Here is a 24,083-nt window from a genome sequence, read left to right on the forward strand (position 1 = left end):
CCCCCGAAGCAGGGCGTCGTCCAAGAATTTATCCCCGTTCAAAAACGCGCCGTGCCTCACCTTCACACATTCATGATTGTTTCATATTCTAATGATTTTGTGAAAGGCAGTTTGGTTACTTTTCGGTAAATGACGTCCCGATGCCGGCCCGCTTGTCCTGCCGTATCCGTGCGGCCCAGATCAGTGCCAGGCCAATGACGAAGCACAGCACGGCCGTGTAGTTGACAATGAAGCGCAGCGACCCCAGTTCCGGAGGCACCACCGGGAAGAACAATGTCAGCGCGATGGACAGGCCACCCACCGCCAGGAGTCCGGCGGCAACACGGACCAGGAGGGGCAGGCGGCTTCGCGCCGCGCGGACCATCGCCGGAAAGAGGACGAGTGAAACGAAGGCGGGGTAGGCCCGTCCCGCCGCACCGTAGTACTCCACCAGCACGCCGTTGCGGTGGTCCTTGCCGGAAACTGTCACCAGCCCCGCCGAGGATCCGGCCGTGTCCATCAGGAGGAACACCACCACCACCAGTGCCGAGAGAACAGCCAGCGCCAGCATGCCTGTCCGGCCCGTGATCAGCCGGTATGCATTCGTGGCACCGAAGCCCTTGGTGATGCGGACCCCCACGAAGTAGATGGCGCCGAAGATGACGAACCGCAGCAACAGGTTGGTCAGGTTGATGCCACCCAGCGCCTGGTCGATGGCGACGTAGGGAGCCTCGATGCTGAGCAGGATGGCGAGGGTCATCAGGGCGAAAATATAAAACAGTGACCTGTTCCTGCCGCGCAGGGCGCTGGGGATGCGGGCGATGGCAATCATCGCGCAGATCGCCAAAGTGGTCCATTGAAGGATAGTGATCATCCCAGGTTCTCCCATATTTTTTCCGTCTGTGCCTGGTCCTGCTCCTGTCGGCGCAATACCTTGCCCAATGCCTGCATCCTGTCGCCCACCAAGGCGGTGAGGTCGCCGTCGGACATGCTGTCCAGCGCCTCCTGGCGCGCTCCTGGCGCCCACCCGGCTTCCTCTTCCGTGATCAGGCCGGTGGCTACCAGCCCGCTTGCCGGGCCCACCCCGGCCGCCACCGAGGTGGCCACCGCCAGTTCCGGCGACAACCTGTTGGCTGTCAGCTGGGCGGAGTAATTCTGCGGTGCGATCCCGGTGGCGGCTGACACCCGGTGCCGGACCTCGCCGTCGTCGATCGCATCCACCCAGTTCTTCACCGAGGAGGCATGCGGGACCGGGCTCAGGGGAGCCGGCGCAGCGCCCTGGCGGCCCAAAGGGTCCATGGCCGGACGAGCCAGCGCCGCGCGCAGCAGGTCCGCCGTCGAAATCTGGCTGACCAGCTCACACCGGGTGGGCGGCTGCGGCGGGCCTGCAAGGACGCGATAACTGTCAAAACCCGCAAGGGCGGCCACGGGGTTGATGTTGTACGCGCGGCTGATGCTCACCACCGTGGAGACGGAAACCTTGCCGCGCACCAGTTGCTGGGCGAGCGTGGTCCGCTTGATCCCGGAGACCCGGCAGACGTCTGCCGTGCTGGCATCAGGGGCGATGCCTTGCAGCCAGCGCTGGAACGCCTTGGCGGGAAGGGTCATGAAGTGCTCTCTGCAGGACGGATGGTGAGTCGATTTTACCGTGCCGCGGGACCGCCGATTTTACCCGGGGAGGTGTTTCGACTATGCTTGATGGTCGAGCCCGTTGGTCCGTACACCCCCCAAGTCCGGACCAGCGGGTTCTTTCATGCCCGCGGCCCGGAGCGCCTTTCCCGCGACTGTCCGTACGGCATCGCCGGGCCTGTTCCGGCATGGGACCGGCTGCGCATGCACCCGGGCGAAAGGACGCATCAATGACTGCAACCCTTGTTGCCAAAGACCTCTCCGGCGGCCACGGCCACCGCACGCTTTTCGAAAATCTTTCCTTCACGGTGGCGCCGGGAGACGTGGTGGGCGTAGTGGGCGCCAACGGTGCCGGGAAATCAACGCTGCTGCGTCTCCTCGCCGGCGTCGACCAGCCCCAGGGCGGCTCCGTCAGCCTGGCCCCCGCCGACGCCTTCGTGGGGTGGTTGCCGCAGGAACACGAGCGAGTGTCCGGCGAAACCGTGGCAGCGTACATCGGTCGCCGCACCGGCTGCACCCAGGCCACCGCCGAAATGGAATCCGCCGCAGAAGCCCTAGGCGCCGGAGCTCCCGGAGCGGACGACGCCTACGCCCGCGCCTTCGACCGGTGGATGGCATCGGGCGCCGCAGACCTGGACGAACGCATCCCGCCTGTCCTCGCCGACCTTGGCCTGGCAACGGGCGCCGATGCCCTGATGACCGGGCTGTCCGGTGGCCAGGCCGCCAGGGTCGCCCTGGCCGCGCTGCTGCTGAGCCGGTTCGACGTTGTGCTGCTGGACGAGCCCACCAATGACCTGGACCTTGCCGGGCTGGCCAAACTGGAAGACTTCGTCACCAACCTGCGCGGCGGCGTGGTGCTGGTCAGCCATGACCGCGAGTTCCTGGCCCGCTGCGTCACCACCATCGTGGAACTGGACCTGGCCCAGAACGCCGTGGCGGTCTACGACGGCGGGTACGACGCCTTCCTCGAAGAGCGCGCGGTGGCACGCCGGCACGCCCGCGAGAAATACGACGAATTCGCGGCCACGAAGGCGGACCTGGTGTCCCGTGCCCGGACCCAGCGTGAGTGGAGCTCCCAGGGCGTGCGGAACGCCATGAAGAAGAGCCCGGACAACGACAAGATCCGGCGCGCGGCCAGCACTGAGTCCTCCGAAAAGCAGGCCCAGAAGATCCGCCAGATGGAGTCCCGCATTGCCAGGCTGGACGTGGTGGAGGAGCCCCGGAAGGAGTGGCAGCTCCAATTCAGCATCGGCCAGGCTCCCCGCTCCAGCGCCGTCGTGGCCACCCTGCGCAACGCCGTGGCACGCCAGGGCAGCTTCACGCTGGGACCGGTCAGCCTCCAACTCAACGGCGGCGAGCGCATCGGGATCACCGGGCCCAACGGCGCCGGAAAGTCCACCCTCCTGCGCCTCCTTTTGGGAACGCAGGCACCGGACGACGGCGACGCCTCCATGGGTGCCACGGTGGCCATCGGAGAGATTGACCAGGCCCGCGGGCTGCTGGACGGCGGCTCGCCGCTGGGCGACGCAGTCGAAGCGGTGCTGCCGGACTGGAACAGCGCAGACGTCCGGACGCTCCTGGCAAAGTTCGGCCTCAAGGCGGACCACACCTCACGGACCGTGGATTCCCTGTCCCCGGGGGAGCGGACCCGGGCTTCCCTGGCACTGCTCCAGGCGCGCGGCGTGAACCTGCTGGTGTTGGACGAACCGACCAACCACCTCGACCTGCCGGCCATAGAGCAGCTGGAAGAGGCCCTTGAAAGCTACGACGGAGCCCTGCTGCTGGTCACCCACGACCGTCGGCTGCTGGAAAACGTTCGCCTCGACTACCGGTGGCACCTCGAAGACGGCACGGTCCGGCAACTCCACCACACTGCTAGCCAGGAGAAATAACCATGAGCATGGACCGCGTGGCCTGGAGCTCGCTGTACAACATCAGCACCGCGAAGAGCGGCTCCAAGCCGTTCTCCAAGGAAACCCTGAAACGGGTGCTGGCCTTCGCCGCCCCGCACAAGGGCAAGCTCATCGCCTTCGTGCTCTCATCCATTGCGGCGGCCTTCCTGGCCGTGGCCACCCCGGTGCTCGCCGGCCAGGTGGTTGACGCCATCATTGCCAAGGCAGCCACCGAAACCGTGATCTGGCTTGCCATGCTGATCGCCATCGTGGCTGTGGGAGAGGCCGGCGTGGGGCTGCTGACCCGCTGGTTGTCGTCGATCATCGGCGAAGGCGTCATCGTGGACCTGCGCACCCGGGTGTTCGACCACGTGCAGCGCATGCCCATCGCCTTCTTCACGCGTACCCGGACGGGAGCGCTGGTCAGCCGGCTCAACAATGACGTCATCGGGGCGCAGTCCGCCTTCGCCGGGACCCTCTCCGGCGTGGTGAGCAACTCCGTGGCCCTGGTCCTGACGCTGGCCGTCATGCTCAATACATCGTGGCTGGTGACAGTGCTCGCCATGGTGCTGCTGCCGATCTTCCTGATCCCGGCCCGGCGCATGGGCTCCAAGCTGGCAGACCTGCGCCGCGAAGCCGCCGCCCACAACGCCGCCATGGGCACCCAGATGACGGAGCGGTTCTCCGCGCCGGGTGCCACCCTGGTCAAGCTGTTCGGCCGCCCGGATGAGGAATCCCGCGAGTTCGCTGCCCGCGCAGGCAGGGTCCGCGACATCGGCGTCCGCATGGCGATGCTGCAGTTCACCTTCGTCACGGCCCTGACGCTGGTCTCAGCGCTTGCCTTGGCGCTGGTCTACGGCCTGGGCGGCTGGCTCGCCCTGGGCGGCCAGTTGGCCCCCGGCGACGTGGTGGTCCTGGCGCTGCTTCTGACCCGGCTTTACGCGCCGCTCACGGCGCTGTCCAACGCCCGGGTGGAAGTCATGAGCGCACTGGTCAGCTTTGAACGGGTGTTCGAAATCCTGGACCTGAAGCCGCTCATCCAGCAGAAGCCGGACGCCCGCCCGGTTCCGGCCGGGCCGGTGTCCGTTGAGTTCGACGACGTCCGGTTCGCCTACCCGTCGGCGGACAAAGTCTCCCTGGCCTCGCTCGAGGAAGTCTCCACCCTGGACACCCGCGGCGGCGAGGAAGTGCTGCACGGTGTCAGCTTCCGGGTTGAGCCGGGCCAGACGGTGGCTCTGGTGGGTTCATCCGGCGCCGGCAAGTCCACCATCGCCCAGCTGCTGTCGCGGCTGTACGACGTCGACTCGGGCGCGGTGCGGCTGGGTGGCAACACGCCGGGAACCGGGATGGACGTCCGGGACGCCACGTTTGATTCCCTGCGGGACACGATGGGAATGGTCACCCAGGACGGCCACCTGTTCCACGAGACCATCGCCTCCAACCTTCGGCTTGCGCGCCCGGACGCCACGGATGATGACATGTGGGATGTCCTGCGGCAGGCACGCCTGGAGACGATGATCAGATCGCTGCCGGACGGACTCGAAACCGTGGTGGGCGAGCGCGGCTACAGGCTTTCCGGCGGTGAACGCCAGCGGCTGACCATCGCCCGGCTCCTGATCGCCCAGCCCCGGGTGGTCATCCTGGACGAGGCGACGGCGGCCCTGGACTCCACGAACGAAGCCGCGGTGCAGGCAGCCCTTGGCGCCGCCCTTGAGGGGCGTACCGCCGTCGTGATAGCGCACCGGCTGTCCACCGTCCGCGCGGCCGACGCCATCCTGGTGGTGGAGGGCGGCCACATCGTGGAACGCGGGACGCATACAGAGCTCCTGGCCGCCGAAGGCCGCTACGCGGAGCTCTACCGGACGCAGTTCGCCGAGGCCACGGCCGTCGCAGCAGAAGCCGTCCCCGAGGCCTAGCAGCCTTTCCGCCGCCGGTGGGGCGTCAGGGGCCGGGCGGGGTGGCGTCGGGCGCGGCCAGCGCGGGCAGGATGTGGTCCGTCAGCAGCGGTGCGAGGTCGCCGGGAAGGGGAGCGCCGGCACCCAGCCCGGAAGCGTCCGAACCAGCGGCTTCCGAAACGGCTCCGTCCCGGCCAGCAAGGTCCAGCCAGCGGATCTCCGCAATCTCGGCCGACGGATGGGCCTGCCACGTCCCGGGCGCCATGAACACCGTGGCCTCGATATCCGTATCGGCTTCGTTGGCGGCATCGGCAATCCATACCCCCATCAGCCGGAGCTGGCGTGGCTCGATGACGATGCCCACTTCCTCCTCCAGCTCGCGGGCCGCCGCCTGCACGGCCGTCTCGCCGGGTTCCGGTTTGCCGCCAGGGTGCATGAACATGGTGGTGCCGCGTTTGCGGACGGTGAGGAGGCGGCCGGCATCGTCAAAAACGCAGACGGCGGACACCACGATCCGGTGCTTCATGAGTCCCCATCCCGGGTCAGGTGCGTGGTGAGCAGCAGGTCCTTGTGCGGCCCGGCCACGTCCCAGCTGTAGCTGAACCGGTGCGGGCCCTCGAACGTGTAAGCCACGCGGTAGGTATCGGGATCGCACCAGTGGTTATCCAGGTTGGCCTCCGGGGCGAAGCTCATGCGGTGGAATGGCCGCCCGTCCGGGAAGAAGACGTCCAGGGCGTCCGGCCGGCCGCTGGGCCTGAGCAGGTAGTCGCGGGTGGCGGGGCCGGTGAAGGTGGGCCAGCGCATGGTGCCTTCCTCGCGAAGGTGCAGGCCGGCGTCGGGCGCTGGCGTGAAAAGTACGACGCCGGAAAAGGTTCCGCGGGTGCCGGCCGCCCGGTCCAGCAGGTCCCGTTCGACGGTCCAACGGCCGGGGCTACCCGCATCAGCTGTCCCGTCCGGTGCGCCGGCGGGGCCGAGCAGGTAGGCGCGAAGGTCAAACGCCGGGGACTCGAAATTCAAGTGCCCTCGATTGGAATCGAACCAACGACACCGGCTTTAGGAGAGCCGTGCTCTATCCACTGAGCTACGAGGGCAGGCATCCTGGGGATCGGCGGCGCCGGTCCGGACGGACACGCATACCAGCATACAAGGTACGGAGCCGTACTACGCTCAAGGCATGAGTCCTGCCCCGTCGGCCGCTCCCGCTGCCACCCTCATACCGGACACAGCATCCACCCGGCAGTACATCGGCGCGTGGTCCGTCCTGAGCGTTCTCCAGTACTTTGCGGCGGAGGCCGCCGTGGTCATGGCCTGGGCCGGTCCGCGCCCCTATGACCTGCGCACCGGCTACATCAGCGACCTTGGCGCGCTCAACTGCGGTATCTACGACGGCCGCCAGGTGTGTTCGCCGTTGAACTGGCTGATGAACGCCTCGTTCGTGGTGCAGGGGCTGGGGATGCTGCTGGGCGCGGTGCTGCTGACGTCCGGGCTGTTGTGCGTCGCGGCCCGTCCCGGTGCCCGGGTTGAGCCGGGCCGGCGCCGGCCATGGTTCGCGGCCGCCGCGGTGCGGGTGCTGACGGGAGCGGCAGGGGCGGGAACCGTGGTGGTGGGGCTCGTCCCTGAGGACGCCGGCTCCGGCTGGCACTTCGTCGGTGCCGTTACCTACTTCCTCACCGGCGCGGCGGCGCTGCTGGTGCTGGGCTTCCTCTGGCTGCGGAAGGCCCGCATGGCCTGGTTCCTCCTGGCCTGCGGGGCCGTCTCCCTGGCGGCGCTGGCAACCGGCGGCCTGACCGGCATGGACGTTCCGGAGCCCGGGACGCTGGAACGGCTCATGGGCTATCCGGTCACGGTGGGCATGGCAACGGCGGGCATCGTCATCGCACGGCGGGTCCACAGGCACCGGAAGAACCTGCGGGCCGGGCTCAGCCGGCCGTCGCGGCCTTCCGCTTCCGCGTCCCGATAACCACAGCCGCCGCGCCCGCCAAAAGGCTCAGGACCAGCAGGACCCAACCGGCTACCGTGAGGCCGGACGCGAGGGCCACCTGGCCGGCGTCGGGAGCATCCGGTCCCATCAGTGCGTCAATCGCCACGTTGGCCCAGAGCCGTACCACCACGAACAGCATGGGGAGGGACCACAGCACCCAGCGCAGGGACTTCTTGGCCACATTGGTGCCAATGAGCAGCAGCCAGGTGAACCCGAAGATCAGCGGGAACAGGATGCCGGCGGTCTTGTGGACGTAGTTGAGCTGGCCGCGCGCGTCGTCATTCATGGCGCCGCGCAGATCCTCGATGTAGGCAGGATCGAAGCCGCCCACCAGGGAGTCCGGCATGGGTTTGTCGACAGAGAGCTGGGTGAGCTGGTCCATGGTCAGCAGGTGCAGGTACCAGAACAGGAACAGGCTGGCCACCACGCCCGCGATCAGGATGAGGTTGCTGTTGTTCTGCGCTTTCTCGGGAGTGCGCGCGGTGGTGGGGTTCACCACCGGCGGGAGATGGTGCTGCGGCACGGCAGCCTTTGCGCCGTGCTTCTTGATCCGCTGGGCAGGGGTTTTGGCCATGGCTCCATTATTCCGCCCCATAGACTGAAGCCATGACCATTGGCCGACACAGCGCAGCTGTACTTGACCCTGCACTGGACGACTATCAGCTGGCGGCGGCGCTGGTCCGCGAAGCCGGTCAACTGGCGCTCCTCATGCGGATGGCAGGACTGCAGTCCCAGCAGAAGACTTCTGTTTCCGACGTCGTGACGGCCGCGGACCACGCTGCGGAGGAATACGTCCTCTCACAGCTGCAGAGGTGCCGGCCCGAGGACGGCATCCTGGGCGAAGAAGGCGCCTCCGTGCAGGGGACCAGCGGCCGCACCTGGGTCATCGACCCCGTGGACGGCACCTACAACTTCCTGCATGGCTCCACGTACTGGTGCTCGGCCATTGCGCTCAAGGATGAGCATGACGTCCAACTGGGGGCCATCTTCCAGCCTGAGGAGGACAAGTTGTGGCTGGGCGGCAGCAGCCGGCAGGCCACGCTGAACGGCGACACCATCACCGTCTACAGCGACAACCACGGGGAACGCAACGCCACCGCGGCCGCCCAACTGGGCGCCGCCACCTACATCCACCCCACCTGGCTGATGGACCCGCTCTGCGCCATGCCCTGGCACGCAGCGGCGACCTCCGCCGCGGCGCTGCGCATGCTCGGATCCGGCTCCTGCGACCTGGGCAGGGTGGCCGACGGGCAGCTCGGCTGCTGGTTCCAGCACAGCTGCCCCGAATGGGACTGGCTGCCCGGCAAAGCGATTGTCCGCGCCGCCGGCGGCGCCGTGGACACCGTGCAGGTCAACGGCCTGGAGTGGTTCATGGCCGGGGGCACGACGGCGGTGCGCGAGTTGCGTGCCGCGCTCGAATCAGGCTCGGTGGCCTAAGCCGTTCCGGGCTCTCAGGGGCACGTCATCCACAGGCCGGGAGTGGGTGTCGGTCCCACCGCCTAGACTTGTAGGCACCATGGATATGTTGTTTGACCCGTACTCTGACGGACCGTTCAAGGCCGCCCCCGCATCTGCCACCCATACCAGGACCCGTTCCGACGGCGTGGCCACCGCGGCCGGGCCGGGAGGTTCGGCGTCCGGTGGCCATGCCGCAGGCGGGCACGCGGAGCAGCACCAGTCCGGGCAGCACCACGGCAGGCGCCTGGATCCCGCCAAGCTGACGCAAGGCTTGAACCCCCAGCAGGAGGAAGCGGTCAAGCACGCCGGAACGGCACTGCTGATCGTGGCCGGCGCGGGTTCGGGCAAGACCCGTGTGCTCAGTAACCGGATCGCCTACCTCATCGCCACCGGGCGCGCCCACCACGGTGAAATCCTGGCGATCACCTTCACCAACAAGGCCGCCGCGGAAATGCGGGAACGCATCGAAGCGCTGGTGGGCGGCCGCGCCAAGATCATGTGGATCTCCACGTTCCACTCCTCGTGCGTCCGCATCCTCCGCCAGGAGGCCGCCAACGTGGGCCTGAAATCCAACTTCTCCATCTACGATGCCGCGGACTCGCTGCGCCTGGTCACCCAGGTGTCCAAAGCCCTGGACCTGGACCCCAAGAAGTTTGCGCCCAAAGCCATCCAGCACAAGATCTCCGCGCTGAAGAACGAGCTCATCGACGCCGATTCCTACGCCTCGGACGCCAACTACAACGACCCGTTCGAGCAGGCCGTTGCCGAGGTCTACAAGGGGTACACCCAGCGGCTGCGCCAGGCCAACGCCATGGACTTTGACGACCTCATCGCCGAGACCGTTTACATGTTCCGGGCCTTCCCGGCGCTCGCGGAGTCCTACCGGCGGCGGTTCCGCCACGTCCTGGTGGACGAATACCAGGACACGAACCACGCCCAGTACGCACTGGTCCGCGAAATCGTGGGGGAGGGCCCCGGGGCCTCGGAACTGACAGTGGTGGGCGACTCGGACCAGTCCATTTACGCCTTCCGCGGGGCGGACATCCGCAACATCGTGGAGTTCGAGAAGGACTACCCCGAGGCCCGCACCATCAAGCTGGAGCAGAACTACCGCTCCACGCAAAACATCCTCAGCGCTGCCAACTCGGTGATCTCCCGCAACCCCAACCGCCCCGAAAAGCGGCTGTGGACGGCCGAGGGCGAAGGCCACAAGATCATCGGCTACGTGGGCGAAAACGAACACGACGAAGCCCAGTTCATCGCCAAGGAAATCGACCGGCTCCAGGACGAGGACAACCTCCGCCCCGGTGACGTTGCCATTTTCTACCGCACCAATGCCCAGTCCCGCTCCATTGAGGATGTCCTGGTGCGCGTCGGGTTGCCGTACAAGGTGGTGGGCGGCACCCGCTTCTACGAGCGCAAGGAGATCAAGGACGCCCTCGCCTACCTGCGCGTCCTGGTCAACCCGGACGACGACGTCAACCTCCGGCGGGTGCTCAACGAACCAAAGCGCGGCATCGGCGACCGCGCCGAAGGGGCAGTGGCGGCGCTCGCCAGCCGTGAGCGGATTTCCTTCATGGCCGCTGCCCGCCGCGCCGAGCAGGCGCCCGCCATGGCCACCCGCTCCGTCAACGCCGTCCTGGGCTTCGTGAAGCTCCTGGATGATCTCGCCGAGGTAGCGGCTGGCTCCGGTGCTGCCGCTGCCCTCGAAGCAGTCCTGGAACAGACCGGCTACCTCGCGGGCCTGCGTTCCAGCACCGACCCCCAGGACGAGTCCAGGGTGGAGAACCTCGCCGAACTCGTGGCCGTGGTCCGCGAGTACGAACAGGAGAACCCTGAAGGATCGTTGGGGGCATTCCTGGAGCAGGTGTCGCTGGTGGCTGATGCGGACCAGATTCCGGATGCACCGGGGGCGGATATTGATGCAGCAGTGGCCGAGGCCAAGCGGCTGGGCGTGGTCACGCTGATGACCCTGCACACCGCCAAGGGCCTTGAATTCCCCGTGGTGTTCCTGACCGGAATGGAGCACGGCCTGTTCCCGCACCAGCGGTCCGCTACGGATCCGAAGGAACTGGCCGAAGAACGCCGGCTGGCCTATGTGGGACTGACCCGGGCCCGCAAACGCCTCTACGTCACACGCTCCGAAGTCCGCAGCATGTGGGGCCAGAGCCAGTACAACCCGGCCAGCCAGTTCCTCGAAGAAATCCCTGCGGAGCTGCTGGAGTGGAAGCGCGAGGGAACCAGCCAGCAGGCTGCCTGGGGCGGGGGATCGATCAGTTCCGGCCGGTACAGCGGCTCGTTCTGGGGTGCGGGCACTTCCCGCGGCGCCGCCGCCGATCCTTCGGCAGGCTTCAACGCCGACGTTCCCGCGGCCATCGCCCGGAACAGGGTCCAGCCGCAGAAGGAAATCATCGCCGTCAACGTGGGAGACAAGGTCAACCACACCAGCTTCGGCAATGGAACCGTCCTGGCTCTTGAGGGCGCCGGCGACAAGACCGTGGCGAAGGTGAAGTTCGACGTCGGCGAGAAACGCCTGCTGCTGCGCTATGCTCCGCTGACCAAGGTCGAGGTCCAGTAGTCCGGGCGATGTCGGCTGGCCCCGGCGGCCGGAAGAGCCGGGCGGCCCTTGCCGCCGCCCTGCCGCAGGGCTACAGTTCAGGAAATTTCTGACGCCGAGCCCGGAGCATCGGAGCGGACCATGCGGATTCTTTTCGCCAGCCAGGCCATTGACGGGCACTTCAACCCGATGACCGGCGTCGCTGTCCGGCTGCGGGAGCGCGGCCATGACGTGCGGTGGTACACCGGCCCGGTCTTCGGACCGAAACTCGAAGGGCTCGGGATCCCGCTCCTGCCATTCGAGCGAGCCATCGAACACCGGGCAGACAACCTGTTGGAGCTGTATCCCGAACGGGCGCAGCTCAAGGGGCCCAGGGCCATTGGTTTTGACGGCGAAAAGATCTTCGCGAGCAACGTCAGCCATTTCTTCGAGGACATCCGCGGGCTTGCAGGCGAATTTCCCTTTGATGCGGCAGTGGTGGACAGCACCATGTTCATCCACCGGATGCTCTCCCGGCTGCTGGGCAAACCCGTGGTGAACTTCGTGGTCCTGCCCAACATGGAGAGCGATCCGCTGGTGCCGCCGCTGTTCTTCGGGTTCATGCCGCCCCGGAATCCTGCGGGGAAAGCCCTGCAGGCCACTGCCGGGATCCTGTCCGACCATGTCATCCTGCGCCCCGCCGGCCAGAGCTACCGGCGGCAGCACGCAGCCTACGGGTTGGCGGTGCCCCGCCGCGGCCGCCTCATCGACGAGCCGTACCGATGCTCCGACGCCGTCATCCAGACCGGCCCCGAGGCCCTCGACTTTCCCCGGCGCCACGCCAACCCCAAAGTCCACTATGTGGGAGCCCTGCTCCCGCACCGGGTCCAGAATGTTGCGTCCTCCGGGCCGGACGACGAGTGGCCGCGCTACCCAGCCACAATCCTGGTGACGCAGGGAACGGTGGACAACGCTGACCATGGAAAGCTCATCATTCCCGCATTGGAGGCCGTCAAGGATATGGATGCCCTGGTGGTGGTGGCCACCGGCGGCCGCGGCACAGAGGAACTCCGTGCCCGCTACCCGCAGGCAAACGTCGTGGTCCGCGACTATGTGGACTTCGCCAAGGTCCTGGAATTCACGGACGTGTTTATCAGCAACGGCGGTTTTGGCGGCGTCCAGCTCAGCCTCTCCAAAGGCGTGCCCCTGGTGGTCTCTGGAATCAACGAAGGCAAAAGCGATGTCAACGCCCGCGTTGAGTACGCCGGCGTGGGCATCAACCTCAAAACAGAGCATCCCAGTCCGGCCGCCATCGCCCGGGCGGTGGCCGCCGTCCTCAGCGAACCCCGCTGGAAGGCCCGTGCCCGGCACATGCGGGACCAGTTCGTTGGCGCCGACCCCACAGCGGCCGCCGCCGACGTCGTGGAAGGTGTGCTCCCGCCGTCGTCCGCCTGATTCCGCCATGGAGCATAATGGAGCCCATGCGACGGACTGCTTTGGGGATGCTCGCCGCCCTGCCTCTTGTGACCCTCCTGTTCACCGTTACTGCGTGCAGCGTCACCACTGAGGACCCTGACTACGTCCCGCCGGCGCCGCTGGCACCCATGGCCCAGCTCGAACAGGCCCCGCTGGCCAACCCCGAGGACTTTTCCGGCGGCGGGGAGGACGTTCTGTCCTTCGCCACTGAAGACCGGAGCATCGTCTGCTCGCTCACCTCGGCGCGGGGGGAACACATCAACCTTCCGTACGAAGAGAACAGCTTCAGCGACACCGCCAACAACAAACTCGCAACCGTCCCCGTGGCCCATTGCGAGCTTGCCACCTACGCCGAGCCGGCCCGCGGGGACGTCAAGGACGACTGCGCGGGAACCAACCTCGGCTACCTGGGCGGCGTGGCACTGCTGACCCCGGACGCTGCCCGCTACGGGGAATGCCGTTCCGGCGTCACCCAGACCGAAGCCACGTACGGGCCGGGCGGCAGCAAGGCCGGTCCACTGCTCCAGATACGCGCTTTGGCGAACGGGCAGAACCTGGAACGCAACGGCCTGCGCTGCTCGGCCTACAACGGTGGCGTGGCATGCGGAAACGTCTCGGCCGGGGTGGGGTTCTTTGTCACCCCGCAGAAGTATGAACTGATTTCCGCCCCCGCACCCGGCACCGCCACGGCGCCCGCAGATGCCCCAAAAACCCCGTAATTCCGCGGTTTTTCTACGCCCCATAGAATAGTGTCGTTACTCACATAAGCGGTACTCTGGAACGGCTCCGTCCTTCCAAAGGACTAGAGTTCCCCATGGAGCAACAACGCCGCGTGGCTCGTTTCCAACAGGCCGCCCGTGCGTGCATTCCGCAGCCCGGCCACCGTCTTTCGATGGTGTCCGGCTGTATAGAAACTACTTCGACGTAGAAGGACACTAAACCGTGGACCTGTTTGAATACCAGGCGCGCGATATGTTCGAGGCGCACGGTGTACCCGTGCTGGCCGGCATCGTGGCGTACACCCCTGAAGAAGCAAAAGCAGCTGCCGAAAAGATTGGCGGCGTTACCGTCGTCAAGGCACAGGTCAAGGTTGGCGGCCGCGGCAAGGCCGGCGGCGTCAAGGTTGCAAAGTCCGCTGACGAAGCACTTGAGCACTCCACCAACATCCTGGGCATGGACATCAAGGGCCACACCGTCAACAAGGTGATGATCGCCCAGGGTGCGGACATTGCCGAGGAATACTACTTCTCCGTCCTGCTGGACCGGGCCAACCGCAACTACCTGGCCATGTGCTCGGTTGAAGGCGGCATGGAAATCGAACAGCTCGCCGTCGAACGCCCCGAGGCCCTGGCGAAGATCGCCATCGACCCCGCCGTCGGCATCGACCAGGCCAAGGCTGACGAAATCGTCGCAGCCGCGGGCTTCGCTGAGGAACTGCGCGGCAAGGTCGCCGATGTCATCCTCAAGCTTTGGGACGTCTTCAAGAAGGAAGACGCCACCCTGGTGGAGGTCAACCCTCTGGTCAAGACCGGCGCCGGTGACATCGTCGCCCTGGACGGCAAGGTCTCCCTGGACGAGAACGCCGAGTTCCGCCACGCCAAGCACGCGCAGCTGGAGGACAAGGACGCCGCTGATCCCCTCGAGGCCAAGGCAAAGGCGCAGGACCTCAACTACGTCAAGCTCGACGGCGAAGTGGGCATCATCGGCAACGGTGCAGGCCTGGTCATGTCCACCCTGGACGTCGTTGCCTACGCCGGTGAAAACCACGGCAACGTCAAGCCCGCCAACTTCCTGGACATCGGCGGCGGAGCCTCGGCAGAGGTCATGGCCGCAGGCCTGGACGTCATCCTGGGCGACGAGCAGGTCAAGTCCGTGTTCGTCAACGTCTTCGGCGGCATCACCGCCTGCGACGCCGTCGCCAAGGGCATCGTGGGTGCGCTGGCCGAACTGGGCCACACCGCCAACAAGCCGCTGGTAGTCCGCCTCGACGGCAACAACGTCGAGGAAGGCCGCCGCATCCTCAACGAGGCCAACCACCCGCTGGTTACCCTGGCCGCCACCATGGACGAGGGCGCCGACAAGGCCGCCGAGCTCGCCAACGCAGCTAAGTAAAGGGACGCACCATGTCTATCTACCTCAACAAGGACTCCAAGGTCATCGTCCAGGGCATCACCGGCGGCGAAGGCACCAAGCACACCGCCCTGATGCTCAAGGCCGGCACCAACATCGTCGGTGGCGTCAACGCCCGCAAGGCCGGCACCACGGTGCTGCACGGCGAGAAGGAAATCACCGTCTTCGGCACCGTCAAGGAAGCCATCGCGGAGACCGGCGCTGACGTCTCGATCGTCTTCGTGCCGCCGGCATTCACCAAGGCTGCCGTCGTTGAAGCCATCGAAGCAGGCATCGGACTGGTCGTCGTCATCACCGAAGGCGTTCCGGTCCAGGACTCCGCCGAATTCTGGGCCCTGGCCCAGGCCACGGTTGACGCAGACGGTAACCAGGTCACCCGCATCATCGGACCGAACTGCCCCGGCATCATCACCCCCGGCGAAGCACTGGTGGGCATCACCCCCGCCAACATCACCGGCAAGGGCCCCATCGGCCTCGTCTCGAAGTCAGGCACCCTGACCTACCAGATGATGTACGAACTCCGTGACCTTGGCTTCTCCACCGCCATCGGCATCGGCGGCGACCCCGTCATCGGCACCACCCACATCGACGCCCTGGCTGCGTTCGAAGCCGACCCCGAGACCAAGGCCATCGTCATGATCGGTGAAATCGGCGGTGACGCTGAAGAGCGCGCAGCCGACTTCATCAAGGCCAACGTCACCAAGCCGGTTGTCGGCTATGTTGCAGGCTTCACCGCCCCCGAGGGCAAGACCATGGGCCACGCAGGCGCCATCGTCTCCGGCTCCGCGGGCACCGCACAGGCCAAGAAGGAAGCCCTCGAAGCTGCAGGCGTGAAGGTCGGCAAGACGCCGTCCGAGACCGCCAAGCTGCTGCGCGAGGTCTTTGCAACCCTTTAGGCTGCACCAGCACGAAAAAAGCGGCGCCTCCTGCTGTCCTTCGGGACGGCAGGAGGCGCCGCTTTTTTGGTTTAAAGGACGACGACGGGTGGCAACTTGGCGGCCTGAAGGTGCCGTCCCGCCGTCGCACCCGTTCGTCGGTGCCCGTCAGACCTTGGCGCCGCTCAGCAGCTCGTCCAGCCGCTCGTAGCCTTCGGTCATGCCGCCCTCCATGCCTGACTGCGCCATGCCGTCCCGTGCTTCAAGGCTGGGGTAGACGGAGTGGCCGCGGAGCCTGCACCGGCCGCTGCCGAGGTCCTCGAAGGTCATGAACTCCAGGCTGACCACGTCCGGGTAGCCGCCGAACTCGAAGGTCTGCAGCGCGAACTCATTTTCGCGGACCGTGTGGAAGATCCCGCGGCACTCGTAGGGCACCCCCTCCGGCCCGGTATGGATGTAACGGTAGGTGCCGCCGCTGCGGAAATCGTAGTGGTCCATCTCCATCTTCATGCCGCGCGGGCCCAGCCACTGGATGATCAGGTCCGGTTCCTTGTGGGCGCGGAAGACATCCGCTACGGGAAAGTCGAACTCGCGCTCATAGTCGATGAAGGGCAGGCCTTCGGGGACGGAAAGCTTCAGGGAATTGCTCATCATTTCTCCTTTGCCTTGGCGCCGCGTTGCCCGGCGCTGGATTGAAGTACGGCATCGAGGCTGCGGAACTCACCCTCGCGGACCAGCCGGTACTGGTCGATCCACGCTGTGAGCGCCTCAAGCCGTGCAGGGTTCAGGTGGACGGGCCTGCGCTGGGCGTCCCGGGTGCGGGTCACGAGTTGCGCCTGCTCGAGTACCTGGATGTGCTTTGAGACCGCCTGCTTGGAGATCTCGAATGGTTCCGCCAGTTCATTCACTGTGGCCGGGCCACGGCTCAGCCTGGCGATGATGCTCCGCCGCACGGGGTCGGCCAAGGCCAGGAAGGCCGAGTCCAAGGCCGTGCTGTCGGAGGTCATCGGGAATCCTTGCTGAACTGGGTGGAAGGGTATTCAACCGTTTTGTTGATCAACCTTTCGGTTGATTAAGAGTAAGCCTGCGAGTTGCGGGATGCAAGGGCTGGGTCTTGTTTTCGAATTTCAAAGTTTGTTAGTATGTCAGTACAAACTTTTCGAAGGAGAACTCGAATGCCATTGGTTCGCATTGATGTTAATGAAGGCCGCACCGCGGATGAGCTGCAGCGCCTGAGCCGCGGCATCCACGATGCCATTCTCGCCGAGTATGGCATCCCGGAGCGCGACTACTTCCACATCCTCACCGAGCACCGCCAGGGCCAGATTTTCGCCCAGGACGCGGGGCTTGGGTTCGAGCGTACGGGTGGAGTGGTCATGATCCAGATCTTCACGCAGGCCGGCCGCTCCCAGGAAGCCAAGCAGCAGCTGTTTGCCGCCGTCGCAGGCAAGCTCTCCGAGGTGGGCGTCGCCGGTGAGGATGTCTTCATCGGCTACGTGGAAAATACGGCAGTCGACTGGTCCTTCGGCTACGGTCGCGCCCAGTACGTCACCGGCGAACTGGCCGTCCCCAAGAAGTAGTCCGCTGGCCCCGGCATTGGGGGCGGGGCCACGGAGAAATGCATGTTGTAAGTATGTCAGTACAAACCTTTGACAGGACATTCGATCTAGGGCAAAGTAGTGCCTGTGGCCCACACCACGGCCTTTACGGCCCGGACCACCAGCCTTCCGAAGGTGCCACGTTCCACACCAGAAAGGTCCACGATTACCGTGACCCATGAGCTTCTTACGATCGGGCGCATCAGCGTTGATATTTACCCGAACGACATCGGGGTTGGCCTGGAGGACGTTAACTCCTTCGGCAAGTACCTGGGCGGTTCGCCCTCGAACGTTGCCGTTGCCGCCGCCCGGCACGGCCGCCGGACCGGCGTCATCACCCGCACCGGGGATGACGCGTTCGGAACCTACCTGCACCGCGAACTGCACAAGTTCAACGTCGATGACACGTTCGTGACGCCGGTTCAGGACTGGCCCACCGCCGTCACCTTCTGCGCCATCAAGCCCGCCACGGACGAGTTCCCGCTCTACTTCTACGGGCGCTTCCCCACGGCACCGGACCTGCAGATCAAAGCCGGCGAGCTGGACCTGGACGCGATCCGCGAGGCAGGGATCTTCTGGTCCACTGTCACGGGCCTCTGCCAGGAGCCCAGCCGCAGTGCCCACATCGCCGCGCACGAGGCCCGCCCCCGTACCGGGCTCGCCGAGGGCCAGTTCACCATCCTGGACCTGGATTACCGGCCGATGTTCTGGGCCTCCGAGGAGGAAGCCCGGGCGGAGGTAGCCAAGATCCTGCCGCACGTTACCGTCGCCATCGGCAACGACAAGGAATGCGCCGTCGCAGTGGGGGAGGGAACCCCCGACGAGCAGGCGGACCGCCTGCTGGCCGCCGGCGTGGAGATCGCCGTCGTCAAGCTGGGCGCCGAGGGCGTCATGGCCAAGACCCGCACTGAGCGTGTCGTCTCCGCACCAGTCCCGGTGGAAACCCTGAATGGACTCGGCGCCGGGGATTCGTTCGGCGGTGCCTTCTGCCACGGCCTGCTCTCGGGCTGGCCGCTCGAACAGGTCCTGGACTACGCCAACGCCGCCGGCGCCATCGTCGCCTCCCGCCTCTCCTGCGCTGATGCCATGCCGACGCCGGAGGAAGTCACCTCCTTGCTGGCCGAACGCGGCCGCACCGTGCCGGGTGCCGTTTCCGGCGCCTCCATTCCCGAAGGAGCAGCACTGTGACTCTCACCCCCGTTAGCACTGGCCGGGCCGTGGACGATGATCCCCGCCGGTACGAGCACCTAAGCACTATCCGGCTGGAAGACCCTGAGGCCGTTGCCCGTGCGGCCAAGTCCCGCCGCCGCCACCCGGGCCTGAAGGCCGGCCGGCAGAACTTCATCGTCGCCGCAGACCATCCCGCCCGCGGCGCACTGTCCGTCGGATCGGATCCCGTGGCCATGGCAGACCGCCGCCAGCTGCTGGACCGCCTGCAGATCGCCCTGGCTAACCCGGCCGTGGACGGAGTCCTTGCCTCTCCGGACATCATGGATGACCTGCTCCTGCTGGGCGCCCTCGACGGCAAGCTGGTGTTCGGGTCGATGAACCGCGGCGGCCTGGCCGGCCTGGTCAATGAGTTCGATGACCGGTTCACCGGCCACACCGCGGCCGCCCTTGAAGCCCTCGGTGCCGACGGCGGCAAGATGCTTACCCGCATCTGCTTGGGCGACCCGGATACCGTCGCAACCCTCGAAGCCACCGCCAAAGCCATCGATTCACTGGCTGAGCGGAAGCTGATCGCCATGGTGGAGCCTTTCCTGTCCGTCCGTGAAAACGGCAGGGTCCGCAATGACCTGTCCACCAACGCGGTGATCAAATCCATCGGCATCGCAGCGGGCCTCGGCTCCACCAGCGCCTACACGTGGATGAAACTCCCGGTCGTAGCGGAAATGGAACGCGTCATGGCTGCCACCACCATGCCCACAGTCCTCTTGGGCGGGGACCCGGCAGGGTCCCAGGACGAAGTCTTCGCCACCTGGGGAGCTGCCCTGTCCCTGCCTGGTGTCCAGGGCCTCACCGTAGGCCGGACGCTGCTCTACCCCGCGGACGGGGACGTTGCCGGCGCCGTCGCCAGCGCAGCCTCGCTCCTGCACCACACCACAGAAATTCCGGAGTAAACCGCCATGGGCACAACTACGCGCAGGATGACGGTGGCCCAGGCCGTCGTCGAATACCTTTCCAAGCAGTACACCGTGGACACGGTGAACGGGGTTGAGTACCGCGAGCGGCTCATCCCCGGAACCTTCGGGATCTTCGGGCACGGGAACGTGGCCGGTGTGGGCCAGGCGCTGAAGCAGTACCAGCAGCTGGACCCGGCCATCATGCCGTATTACCAGGGCCGCAACGAACAGGCCCAGGTCCACCAGGCCGTGGGCTACGCGCGGCACACCCGCCGCCGCCAGACCTATGCGATCAGCACCTCCATCGGCCCCGGTTCCTCGAACCTGCTGACTGGTGCCGCGCTGGCAACCACCAACCGCCTGCCCGTGCTGCTGCTGCCCAGCGACACGTTCGCCACCCGGGCCGCGGACCCGGTACTGCAGCAGCTGGAGCAGCCCTACGCCTACGACATCACGGTCAATGACGCGTTCCGGCCGTTGTCCAAGTTCTTCGACCGCGTGAACCGGCCTGAGCAGCTGTTCTCCGCCTTCCACCACGGCCTGCGGGTCCTCACTGATCCGGCCGAGACCGGTGCGGTGACCATTTCCCTGCCGCAGGATGTCCAAGCTGAGGCCTTCGACGTCCCCGGGGAGTTCCTGGCTGAGCGCGAGTGGCGGATCCGCCGCCCCGACGCCGATGATGAGGACATTGCCCGCGCCGTCGCAGCGATCCGCTCCGCGAAGCGTCCGCTGATCATTGCCGGCGGCGGTGTCCTCTACGCCTACGCCAACGACGAACTGGCGAAGTTCGCCGAACTGACCGGCATTCCGGTGGGCAACACGCAGGCCGGCGTCGGCGTCCTGCCCTGGGACCACAAGCAGTCCCTCGGCGCGATCGGTTCCACCGGCACCACGGCGGCGAACGCCATCGCTGCCGAGGCTGACCTGATCATCGGCATCGGCACCCGCTACGAGGACTTCACCACCGCGTCCCGGACCGCTTTCCAGAACCCGGACGTACGCTTCGTGAACATCAACGTTGCCCCGATCGACGCGTACAAGCACGGCACCACGCTGCCGATCGTCGCCGACGCCCGCAAGGCACTGGTCAAGCTCAACGCTGCCCTGGGCGGCTACCGGATCGGCGCCGACCTCGAACAGCAGATTGCCTCCGAGAAGAAGCGCTGGGACGCCACCGTGGACGAGGCATTCGACACCCGCTACACCCCGCTGCCGGCCCAGAACGAGATCATCGGTGCCACCTCGCGGGCCATGGACGCCCGCGACGTCGTGATTTGCGCCGCCGGGTCCCTGCCCGGTGACCTGCATAAGATGTGGCGCGTCCGCGACCCGTTCGGCTACCACGTCGAATACGCCTACTCCTGCATGGGCTACGAGATCCCCGGCGGCCTCGGCGTCAAACGCGCAGCCCTCGCCGAAGCGGCGGGCACGACGGCGGCAGGCGGCTCAGCCGGGACCGGCGCGGAAGAGGTGCGGGACGTCGTCGTGATGGTGGGCGACGGTTCCTACCTGATGATGCATACCGAACTGGTCACCGCCGTCGCGGAGCGCATCAAACTGATCGTGGTGCTGATCCAGAACCACGGCTATGCGTCCATCGGCTCGCTCTCCGAGATGCTGGGCTCGCAGCGCTTCGGCACCCAGTACCGGGCACTGAACGAAGAGCAGCACAGCTTCGACGCGGGGGAGACCCTGCCCGTGGACCTGGCCCTCAATGCCGAGTCCCTCGGTGTGAAGGTCATCCGGATCGAACCGGGCGAGAAGGTCATCGCCGAACTCGAACAGGCGGTCCGCGACGCGAAGGCTGCCCCGGAAGGAACCGGGCCCATCCTGATCCATGTTGAATCCGACCCCCTGCTGGACGCGCCGTCATCGGAATCCTGGTGGGATGTCCCCGTCTCCCAGGTGTCCGAACTGGATTCCACCAAGCAGGCTTTCCAGACCTACGCCGACCACAAGTCCCGCCAGCGCAAACTGCTCGGCTGACCCTGTACCTCCATCCCCTTCGAACCACTCAAGGAAGAGTCCCATGACTGCCACAACCACCGAAACCACCGTCATCAACCACTTCATCAACGGCGCCGAAACCGCAGGTGTTGGTGACCGCACCACCCCGGTCTACAACCCGGCTACCGGCCAGGTCTCCGCCGAGCTGCGCCTGGCCAACCGCGCCGACCTGGACGCCACCGTCGCGGCCGCCCGCGCCGCTGCCGATACCTGGGGCGACATTTCCCTGGCCAAGCGCACCGCTGTTCTGTTCAAGTTCCGTGAACTTGTCGCCGCCCACGTGGACGAACTCGCCCAGCTGATCACCGCCGAGCACGGCAAGGTCCTCTCCGATGCCAAGGGCGAAATTGGCCGCGGCCTCGAAGTCATCGAATACGCCTGCGGCGTCCCCACCCTCCTCAAGGGCGACTACTCCGACCAGGTCTCCACCGGGATCGACGTCTTCTCCTTCCGCGAACCCCTCGGCGTGGTCGCCGGCATCACGCCGTTCAACTTCCCCGTCATGGTGCCGCTCTGGATGGCGCCAATGGCCATCGCCACCGGTAACGCGTTCATCCTCAAGCCCTCCGAACGCGACCCCTCCGCCTCCCTGCTGCTCGCCAAGCTCTGGAAGCAGGCCGGCCTGCCCGACGGCGTGTTCCAGGTCCTGCACGGTGACAAGGAAACCGTGGACGGGCTGCTGACCCACCCGGACGTGGACGGCATCTCCTTCGTCGGGTCCACCCCGATCGCCCAGTATGTCCACGAAACCGCCACCAAGCACGGCAAGCGCGTCCAGGCCCTTGGCGGGGCGAAGAACCACGCCATCATCCTGCCCGACGCCGACCTCGACAACGCCGCCGACCACCTTGCCGCAGCAGCCTTCGGCTCCGCCGGCGAACGCTGCATGGCCATCTCCGTCGCCGTCGCCGTCGGCGAGGCTGCCGACGCCCTCGTCGCCAAGGTCCAGGACCGCGCCGAAGCCGTCAAGGTCAACAACGGCACCGAACCCGACGCCGAAATGGGCCCGGTCATCACCCCCGCCTCCAAGGAACGCATCCTTCGGATTGTCACGGAAGCCGAGACTGCCGGCGCCGCAATGGTGGTTGACGGCCGCGACCTCGTGGTCCCCGGCCACGAAGACGGTTTCTGGGTTGGCCCCACCGTCCTGGACCACGTCAAGACCGAAATGACCGCCTACCAGGAGGAAATCTTCGGACCCGTCCTCGTCGTGGTCCGCGTCGACACTCTCGAAGACGGCATCGCCCTCATCAATGCCAACCCCTACGGCAACGGCACCGCCATCTTCACCTCCTCCGGCGCCGCCGCCCGCAAGTTCCAGCGCTCCGTCACGGTCGGCATGATCGGCATCAACGTGCCCCTGCCCGTCCCGGTGGCTTACCACTCCTTCGGCGGCTGGAAGGCTTCCCTCTTCGGCGACAAGCACATCTACGGCCCCGAAGGCGTATCGTTCTACACCCGCGGCAAGGTCATCACCTCCCGCTGGCCCGAAACCCACCACGCCTCCGGCGCCTCCTACAACTTCCCCTCCAACTGACACCAGAGAGAGACAACGCTGTCATGACTGAGAACAAGCTGATCATCGGCACGGCACCGGACTCCTGGGGAGTCTGGTTCCCGGATGACCCCAAGCAGACCCCGTGGGAACGCTTCCTGGACGAAGTGGTGGAGTCCGGCTACAAGTGGATCGAACTGGGCCCGTACGGCTACCTTCCCGCGGATCCGACCCGTCTGGCCGAAGAGCTCAAGGCCCGTGACCTGAAGATCTCCGCCGGCACCGTGTTCACCGCCTTCCATCGCGGCCTGGACCAGTGGGAAACCGCCTGGGAGCCGGCACGTGAGGTCGCCGAACTCACCGCGGCAATGGGCGGCGAGCACATCGTGGTCATCCCGGCCATGTGGCGGGACGACGTCACCGGTGAAGCGGTGGAAAGCGGCACCCTGACTGAGAAGGCCTGGAGCGACCTGTTTACCGGACACAACCGCCTGGGCAAGACCCTGCTCGAGGACTTTGGCCTGCAGCAGCAGTTCCACTCCCACGCTGACTCCCACGTGGGTGCGCAGCAGGACATCGAAACACTGCTCGGCGCCACTGACCCGCAGTACCTGAACCTCTGCCTGGACACCGGGCACGCCGAATACTGCGGAGCCTCCAGCCTGGACCTGATCAAGAACTACCCGGACCGGATCGGCTACCTGCACCTGAAGCAGATCAACCCGGACATCCTCAAGAAGGTCAACGAGGAAAACATGACGTGGGCAGCTGCCAACCTGGCCGGCGTCATGACCGAACCGCCCAACGGCCTGCCGGACCTCCGTGCAGTCATCGAAGCCGTGGAAGCGCTGGACCGGCCCATCTTCGGCATTGTGGAGCAGGACATGTACCCGGTGGCCTTCGACGTGCCTATGCCGATCGCCAAGCGCACCCGCAACTACCTGCTGTCCTGCGGTTCCCGCACCGCCGTCAGCTGACGGACCAGCACAGCCCACTCCCTCCAGATCCT

At 66.3% G+C, this 24,083-nt stretch carries 22 protein-coding genes and 1 tRNA gene; 15 read left to right on the top strand and 8 right to left on the bottom strand.

Going from position 1 to position 24,083, the window contains the following annotated elements:
- Window positions 1-115: 115 nt before the first annotated feature.
- Complete coding sequence (locus tag BLT71_RS06030; RefSeq protein WP_091718451.1) at window positions 116-853, bottom strand: hypothetical protein; 738 nt, start codon at window positions 851-853, stop codon at window positions 116-118.
- Window positions 850-1,587: a hypothetical protein gene (locus BLT71_RS06035; RefSeq protein ID WP_091718452.1), complete on the bottom strand. Its 738-nt coding sequence runs from the start codon at window positions 1,585-1,587 to the stop codon at window positions 850-852. The genes BLT71_RS06030 and BLT71_RS06035 overlap by 4 nt, the downstream gene beginning before the upstream one ends.
- A gap of 251 nt (window positions 1,588-1,838) precedes the next feature.
- Between BLT71_RS06035 and BLT71_RS06040 the strand changes: the two genes are divergently transcribed.
- Together BLT71_RS06040 and BLT71_RS06045 are read left to right on the top strand one after the other, a co-directional pair.
- Window positions 1,839-3,500: an ABC-F family ATP-binding cassette domain-containing protein gene (locus tag BLT71_RS06040; protein ID WP_091718454.1), complete on the top strand. Its 1,662-nt coding sequence runs from the start codon at window positions 1,839-1,841 to the stop codon at window positions 3,498-3,500.
- Window positions 3,501-3,502: 2 nt separating this feature from the next.
- On the top strand, window positions 3,503-5,416 hold the full coding sequence (locus BLT71_RS06045; RefSeq protein WP_091718456.1) for an ABC transporter ATP-binding protein: 1,914 nt from the start codon (window positions 3,503-3,505) through the stop codon (window positions 5,414-5,416).
- Window positions 5,417-5,441: 25 nt separating this feature from the next.
- On the opposite strand, the gene BLT71_RS06050 is transcribed toward BLT71_RS06045, so the two are convergent.
- The 3 genes from BLT71_RS06050 to BLT71_RS06060 form a co-directional block, all read right to left on the bottom strand.
- A complete protein-coding gene (locus BLT71_RS06050; protein WP_091718458.1) occupies window positions 5,442-5,921 on the bottom strand; it encodes an NUDIX hydrolase in 480 nt (159 codons plus the stop codon).
- The gene (locus BLT71_RS06055) at window positions 5,918-6,412 is read right to left on the bottom strand and encodes a DUF6314 family protein (RefSeq protein WP_091718460.1); all 495 of its coding nucleotides are present in this window, start codon (window positions 6,410-6,412) and stop codon (window positions 5,918-5,920) included. The genes BLT71_RS06050 and BLT71_RS06055 overlap by 4 nt, the downstream gene beginning before the upstream one ends.
- Before the next feature lies 1 nt (window position 6,413).
- Window positions 6,414-6,486 (bottom strand) — tRNA-Arg (locus BLT71_RS06060).
- 83 nt (window positions 6,487-6,569) lie between these two features.
- Between BLT71_RS06060 and BLT71_RS06065 the strand changes: the two genes are divergently transcribed.
- Window positions 6,570-7,355: a DUF998 domain-containing protein gene (locus BLT71_RS06065; protein WP_091718462.1), complete on the top strand. Its 786-nt coding sequence runs from the start codon at window positions 6,570-6,572 to the stop codon at window positions 7,353-7,355.
- Here BLT71_RS06065 and BLT71_RS06070 read toward each other — a convergent pair.
- Window positions 7,315-7,950 (bottom strand): hypothetical protein, encoded by a 636-nt coding sequence (locus BLT71_RS06070; RefSeq protein WP_091718464.1) that lies wholly within the window; start codon window positions 7,948-7,950, stop codon window positions 7,315-7,317. The two genes, BLT71_RS06065 and BLT71_RS06070, sit on opposite strands and share 41 nt — an antisense overlap.
- Before the next feature lie 32 nt (window positions 7,951-7,982).
- On the opposite strand from BLT71_RS06070, the gene BLT71_RS06075 reads away from it, so the two are divergent.
- From BLT71_RS06075 to sucD, 6 genes are all read left to right on the top strand, one after another.
- A complete protein-coding gene (locus BLT71_RS06075) occupies window positions 7,983-8,813 on the top strand; it encodes an inositol monophosphatase family protein (RefSeq protein WP_091718466.1) in 831 nt (276 codons plus the stop codon).
- Window positions 8,814-8,892: 79 nt separating this feature from the next.
- On the top strand, window positions 8,893-11,412 hold the full coding sequence (gene pcrA / locus BLT71_RS06080) for a DNA helicase PcrA (protein WP_091718468.1): 2,520 nt from the start codon (window positions 8,893-8,895) through the stop codon (window positions 11,410-11,412).
- 120 nt (window positions 11,413-11,532) lie between these two features.
- Window positions 11,533-12,825 (top strand): glycosyltransferase, encoded by a 1,293-nt coding sequence (locus tag BLT71_RS06085; protein WP_091718470.1) that lies wholly within the window; start codon window positions 11,533-11,535, stop codon window positions 12,823-12,825.
- A 17-nt stretch (window positions 12,826-12,842) separates the two neighbouring features.
- Complete coding sequence (locus BLT71_RS06090; protein ID WP_091718472.1) at window positions 12,843-13,565, top strand: hypothetical protein; 723 nt, start codon at window positions 12,843-12,845, stop codon at window positions 13,563-13,565.
- A gap of 223 nt (window positions 13,566-13,788) precedes the next feature.
- Complete coding sequence (sucC, locus tag BLT71_RS06095; protein ID WP_015936150.1) at window positions 13,789-14,958, top strand: ADP-forming succinate--CoA ligase subunit beta; 1,170 nt, start codon at window positions 13,789-13,791, stop codon at window positions 14,956-14,958.
- Between the two features lie 11 nt (window positions 14,959-14,969).
- Window positions 14,970-15,872: a succinate--CoA ligase subunit alpha gene (sucD, locus tag BLT71_RS06100; protein WP_056083823.1), complete on the top strand. Its 903-nt coding sequence runs from the start codon at window positions 14,970-14,972 to the stop codon at window positions 15,870-15,872.
- Window positions 15,873-16,019: 147 nt separating this feature from the next.
- On the opposite strand, the gene BLT71_RS06105 is transcribed toward sucD, so the two are convergent.
- Window positions 16,020-16,502, bottom strand: coding sequence for an SRPBCC family protein (locus tag BLT71_RS06105; protein ID WP_091718474.1), 483 nt, complete (start codon window positions 16,500-16,502; stop codon window positions 16,020-16,022).
- On the bottom strand, window positions 16,502-16,858 hold the full coding sequence (locus BLT71_RS06110; protein WP_091718476.1) for an ArsR/SmtB family transcription factor: 357 nt from the start codon (window positions 16,856-16,858) through the stop codon (window positions 16,502-16,504). The genes BLT71_RS06105 and BLT71_RS06110 overlap by 1 nt, the downstream gene beginning before the upstream one ends.
- A 168-nt stretch (window positions 16,859-17,026) precedes the next feature.
- Between BLT71_RS06110 and BLT71_RS06115 the strand changes: the two genes are divergently transcribed.
- The 6 genes from BLT71_RS06115 to BLT71_RS06140 all read left to right on the top strand — a co-directional run bounded on the left by BLT71_RS06115 (window position 17,027) and on the right by BLT71_RS06140 (window position 24,051).
- The gene (locus BLT71_RS06115) at window positions 17,027-17,431 is read left to right on the top strand and encodes a tautomerase family protein (RefSeq protein ID WP_091718478.1); all 405 of its coding nucleotides are present in this window, start codon (window positions 17,027-17,029) and stop codon (window positions 17,429-17,431) included.
- 189 nt (window positions 17,432-17,620) lie between these two features.
- A complete protein-coding gene (gene iolC, locus BLT71_RS06120; RefSeq protein WP_091723852.1) occupies window positions 17,621-18,637 on the top strand; it encodes a 5-dehydro-2-deoxygluconokinase in 1,017 nt (338 codons plus the stop codon).
- On the top strand, window positions 18,634-19,569 hold the full coding sequence (locus BLT71_RS06125) for a Cgl0159 family (beta/alpha)8-fold protein (protein WP_091718480.1): 936 nt from the start codon (window positions 18,634-18,636) through the stop codon (window positions 19,567-19,569). The genes iolC and BLT71_RS06125 overlap by 4 nt, the downstream gene beginning before the upstream one ends.
- 6 nt (window positions 19,570-19,575) lie before the next feature.
- The gene (gene iolD, locus BLT71_RS06130) at window positions 19,576-21,558 is read left to right on the top strand and encodes a 3D-(3,5/4)-trihydroxycyclohexane-1,2-dione acylhydrolase (decyclizing) (protein ID WP_172829914.1); all 1,983 of its coding nucleotides are present in this window, start codon (window positions 19,576-19,578) and stop codon (window positions 21,556-21,558) included.
- Between the two features lie 43 nt (window positions 21,559-21,601).
- Complete coding sequence (locus tag BLT71_RS06135) at window positions 21,602-23,116, top strand: CoA-acylating methylmalonate-semialdehyde dehydrogenase (protein WP_091718484.1); 1,515 nt, start codon at window positions 21,602-21,604, stop codon at window positions 23,114-23,116.
- Between the two features lie 23 nt (window positions 23,117-23,139).
- Window positions 23,140-24,051, top strand: coding sequence for a sugar phosphate isomerase/epimerase family protein (locus BLT71_RS06140; RefSeq protein ID WP_091718486.1), 912 nt, complete (start codon window positions 23,140-23,142; stop codon window positions 24,049-24,051).
- The last annotated feature ends 32 nt before the right edge of the window (window positions 24,052-24,083 follow it).

Origin of the sequence: Pseudarthrobacter equi (genome assembly GCF_900105535.1) — a bacterium.
Lineage (GTDB): Bacteria > Actinomycetota > Actinomycetes > Actinomycetales > Micrococcaceae > Arthrobacter > Arthrobacter equi.

Excerpts from the sequence above, each read along its gene's own strand:
- BLT71_RS06030 (WP_091718451.1), bottom strand. The coding sequence starts at position 853 with ATGATCACTATCCTTCAATGGACCACTTTGGCGATCTGCGCGATGATT.
- BLT71_RS06035 (WP_091718452.1), bottom strand. The coding sequence starts at position 1,587 with ATGACCCTTCCCGCCAAGGCGTTCCAGCGCTGGCTGCAAGGCATCGCC.
- BLT71_RS06040 (WP_091718454.1), top strand. The coding sequence starts at position 1,839 with ATGACTGCAACCCTTGTTGCCAAAGACCTCTCCGGCGGCCACGGCCAC.
- BLT71_RS06045 (WP_091718456.1), top strand. The coding sequence starts at position 3,503 with ATGAGCATGGACCGCGTGGCCTGGAGCTCGCTGTACAACATCAGCACC.
- BLT71_RS06050 (WP_091718458.1), bottom strand. The coding sequence starts at position 5,921 with ATGAAGCACCGGATCGTGGTGTCCGCCGTCTGCGTTTTTGACGATGCC.
- BLT71_RS06065 (WP_091718462.1), top strand. The coding sequence starts at position 6,570 with ATGAGTCCTGCCCCGTCGGCCGCTCCCGCTGCCACCCTCATACCGGAC.
- BLT71_RS06070 (WP_091718464.1), bottom strand. The coding sequence starts at position 7,950 with ATGGCCAAAACCCCTGCCCAGCGGATCAAGAAGCACGGCGCAAAGGCT.
- BLT71_RS06075 (WP_091718466.1), top strand. The coding sequence starts at position 7,983 with ATGACCATTGGCCGACACAGCGCAGCTGTACTTGACCCTGCACTGGAC.
- pcrA (WP_091718468.1), top strand. The coding sequence starts at position 8,893 with ATGGATATGTTGTTTGACCCGTACTCTGACGGACCGTTCAAGGCCGCC.
- BLT71_RS06085 (WP_091718470.1), top strand. The coding sequence starts at position 11,533 with ATGCGGATTCTTTTCGCCAGCCAGGCCATTGACGGGCACTTCAACCCG.
- BLT71_RS06090 (WP_091718472.1), top strand. The coding sequence starts at position 12,843 with ATGGAGCCCATGCGACGGACTGCTTTGGGGATGCTCGCCGCCCTGCCT.
- sucD (WP_056083823.1), top strand. The coding sequence starts at position 14,970 with ATGTCTATCTACCTCAACAAGGACTCCAAGGTCATCGTCCAGGGCATC.
- BLT71_RS06105 (WP_091718474.1), bottom strand. The coding sequence starts at position 16,502 with ATGAGCAATTCCCTGAAGCTTTCCGTCCCCGAAGGCCTGCCCTTCATC.
- BLT71_RS06110 (WP_091718476.1), bottom strand. The coding sequence starts at position 16,858 with ATGACCTCCGACAGCACGGCCTTGGACTCGGCCTTCCTGGCCTTGGCC.
- BLT71_RS06115 (WP_091718478.1), top strand. The coding sequence starts at position 17,027 with ATGCCATTGGTTCGCATTGATGTTAATGAAGGCCGCACCGCGGATGAG.
- iolD (WP_172829914.1), top strand. The coding sequence starts at position 19,576 with ATGGGCACAACTACGCGCAGGATGACGGTGGCCCAGGCCGTCGTCGAA.
- BLT71_RS06135 (WP_091718484.1), top strand. The coding sequence starts at position 21,602 with ATGACTGCCACAACCACCGAAACCACCGTCATCAACCACTTCATCAAC.
- BLT71_RS06140 (WP_091718486.1), top strand. The coding sequence starts at position 23,140 with ATGACTGAGAACAAGCTGATCATCGGCACGGCACCGGACTCCTGGGGA.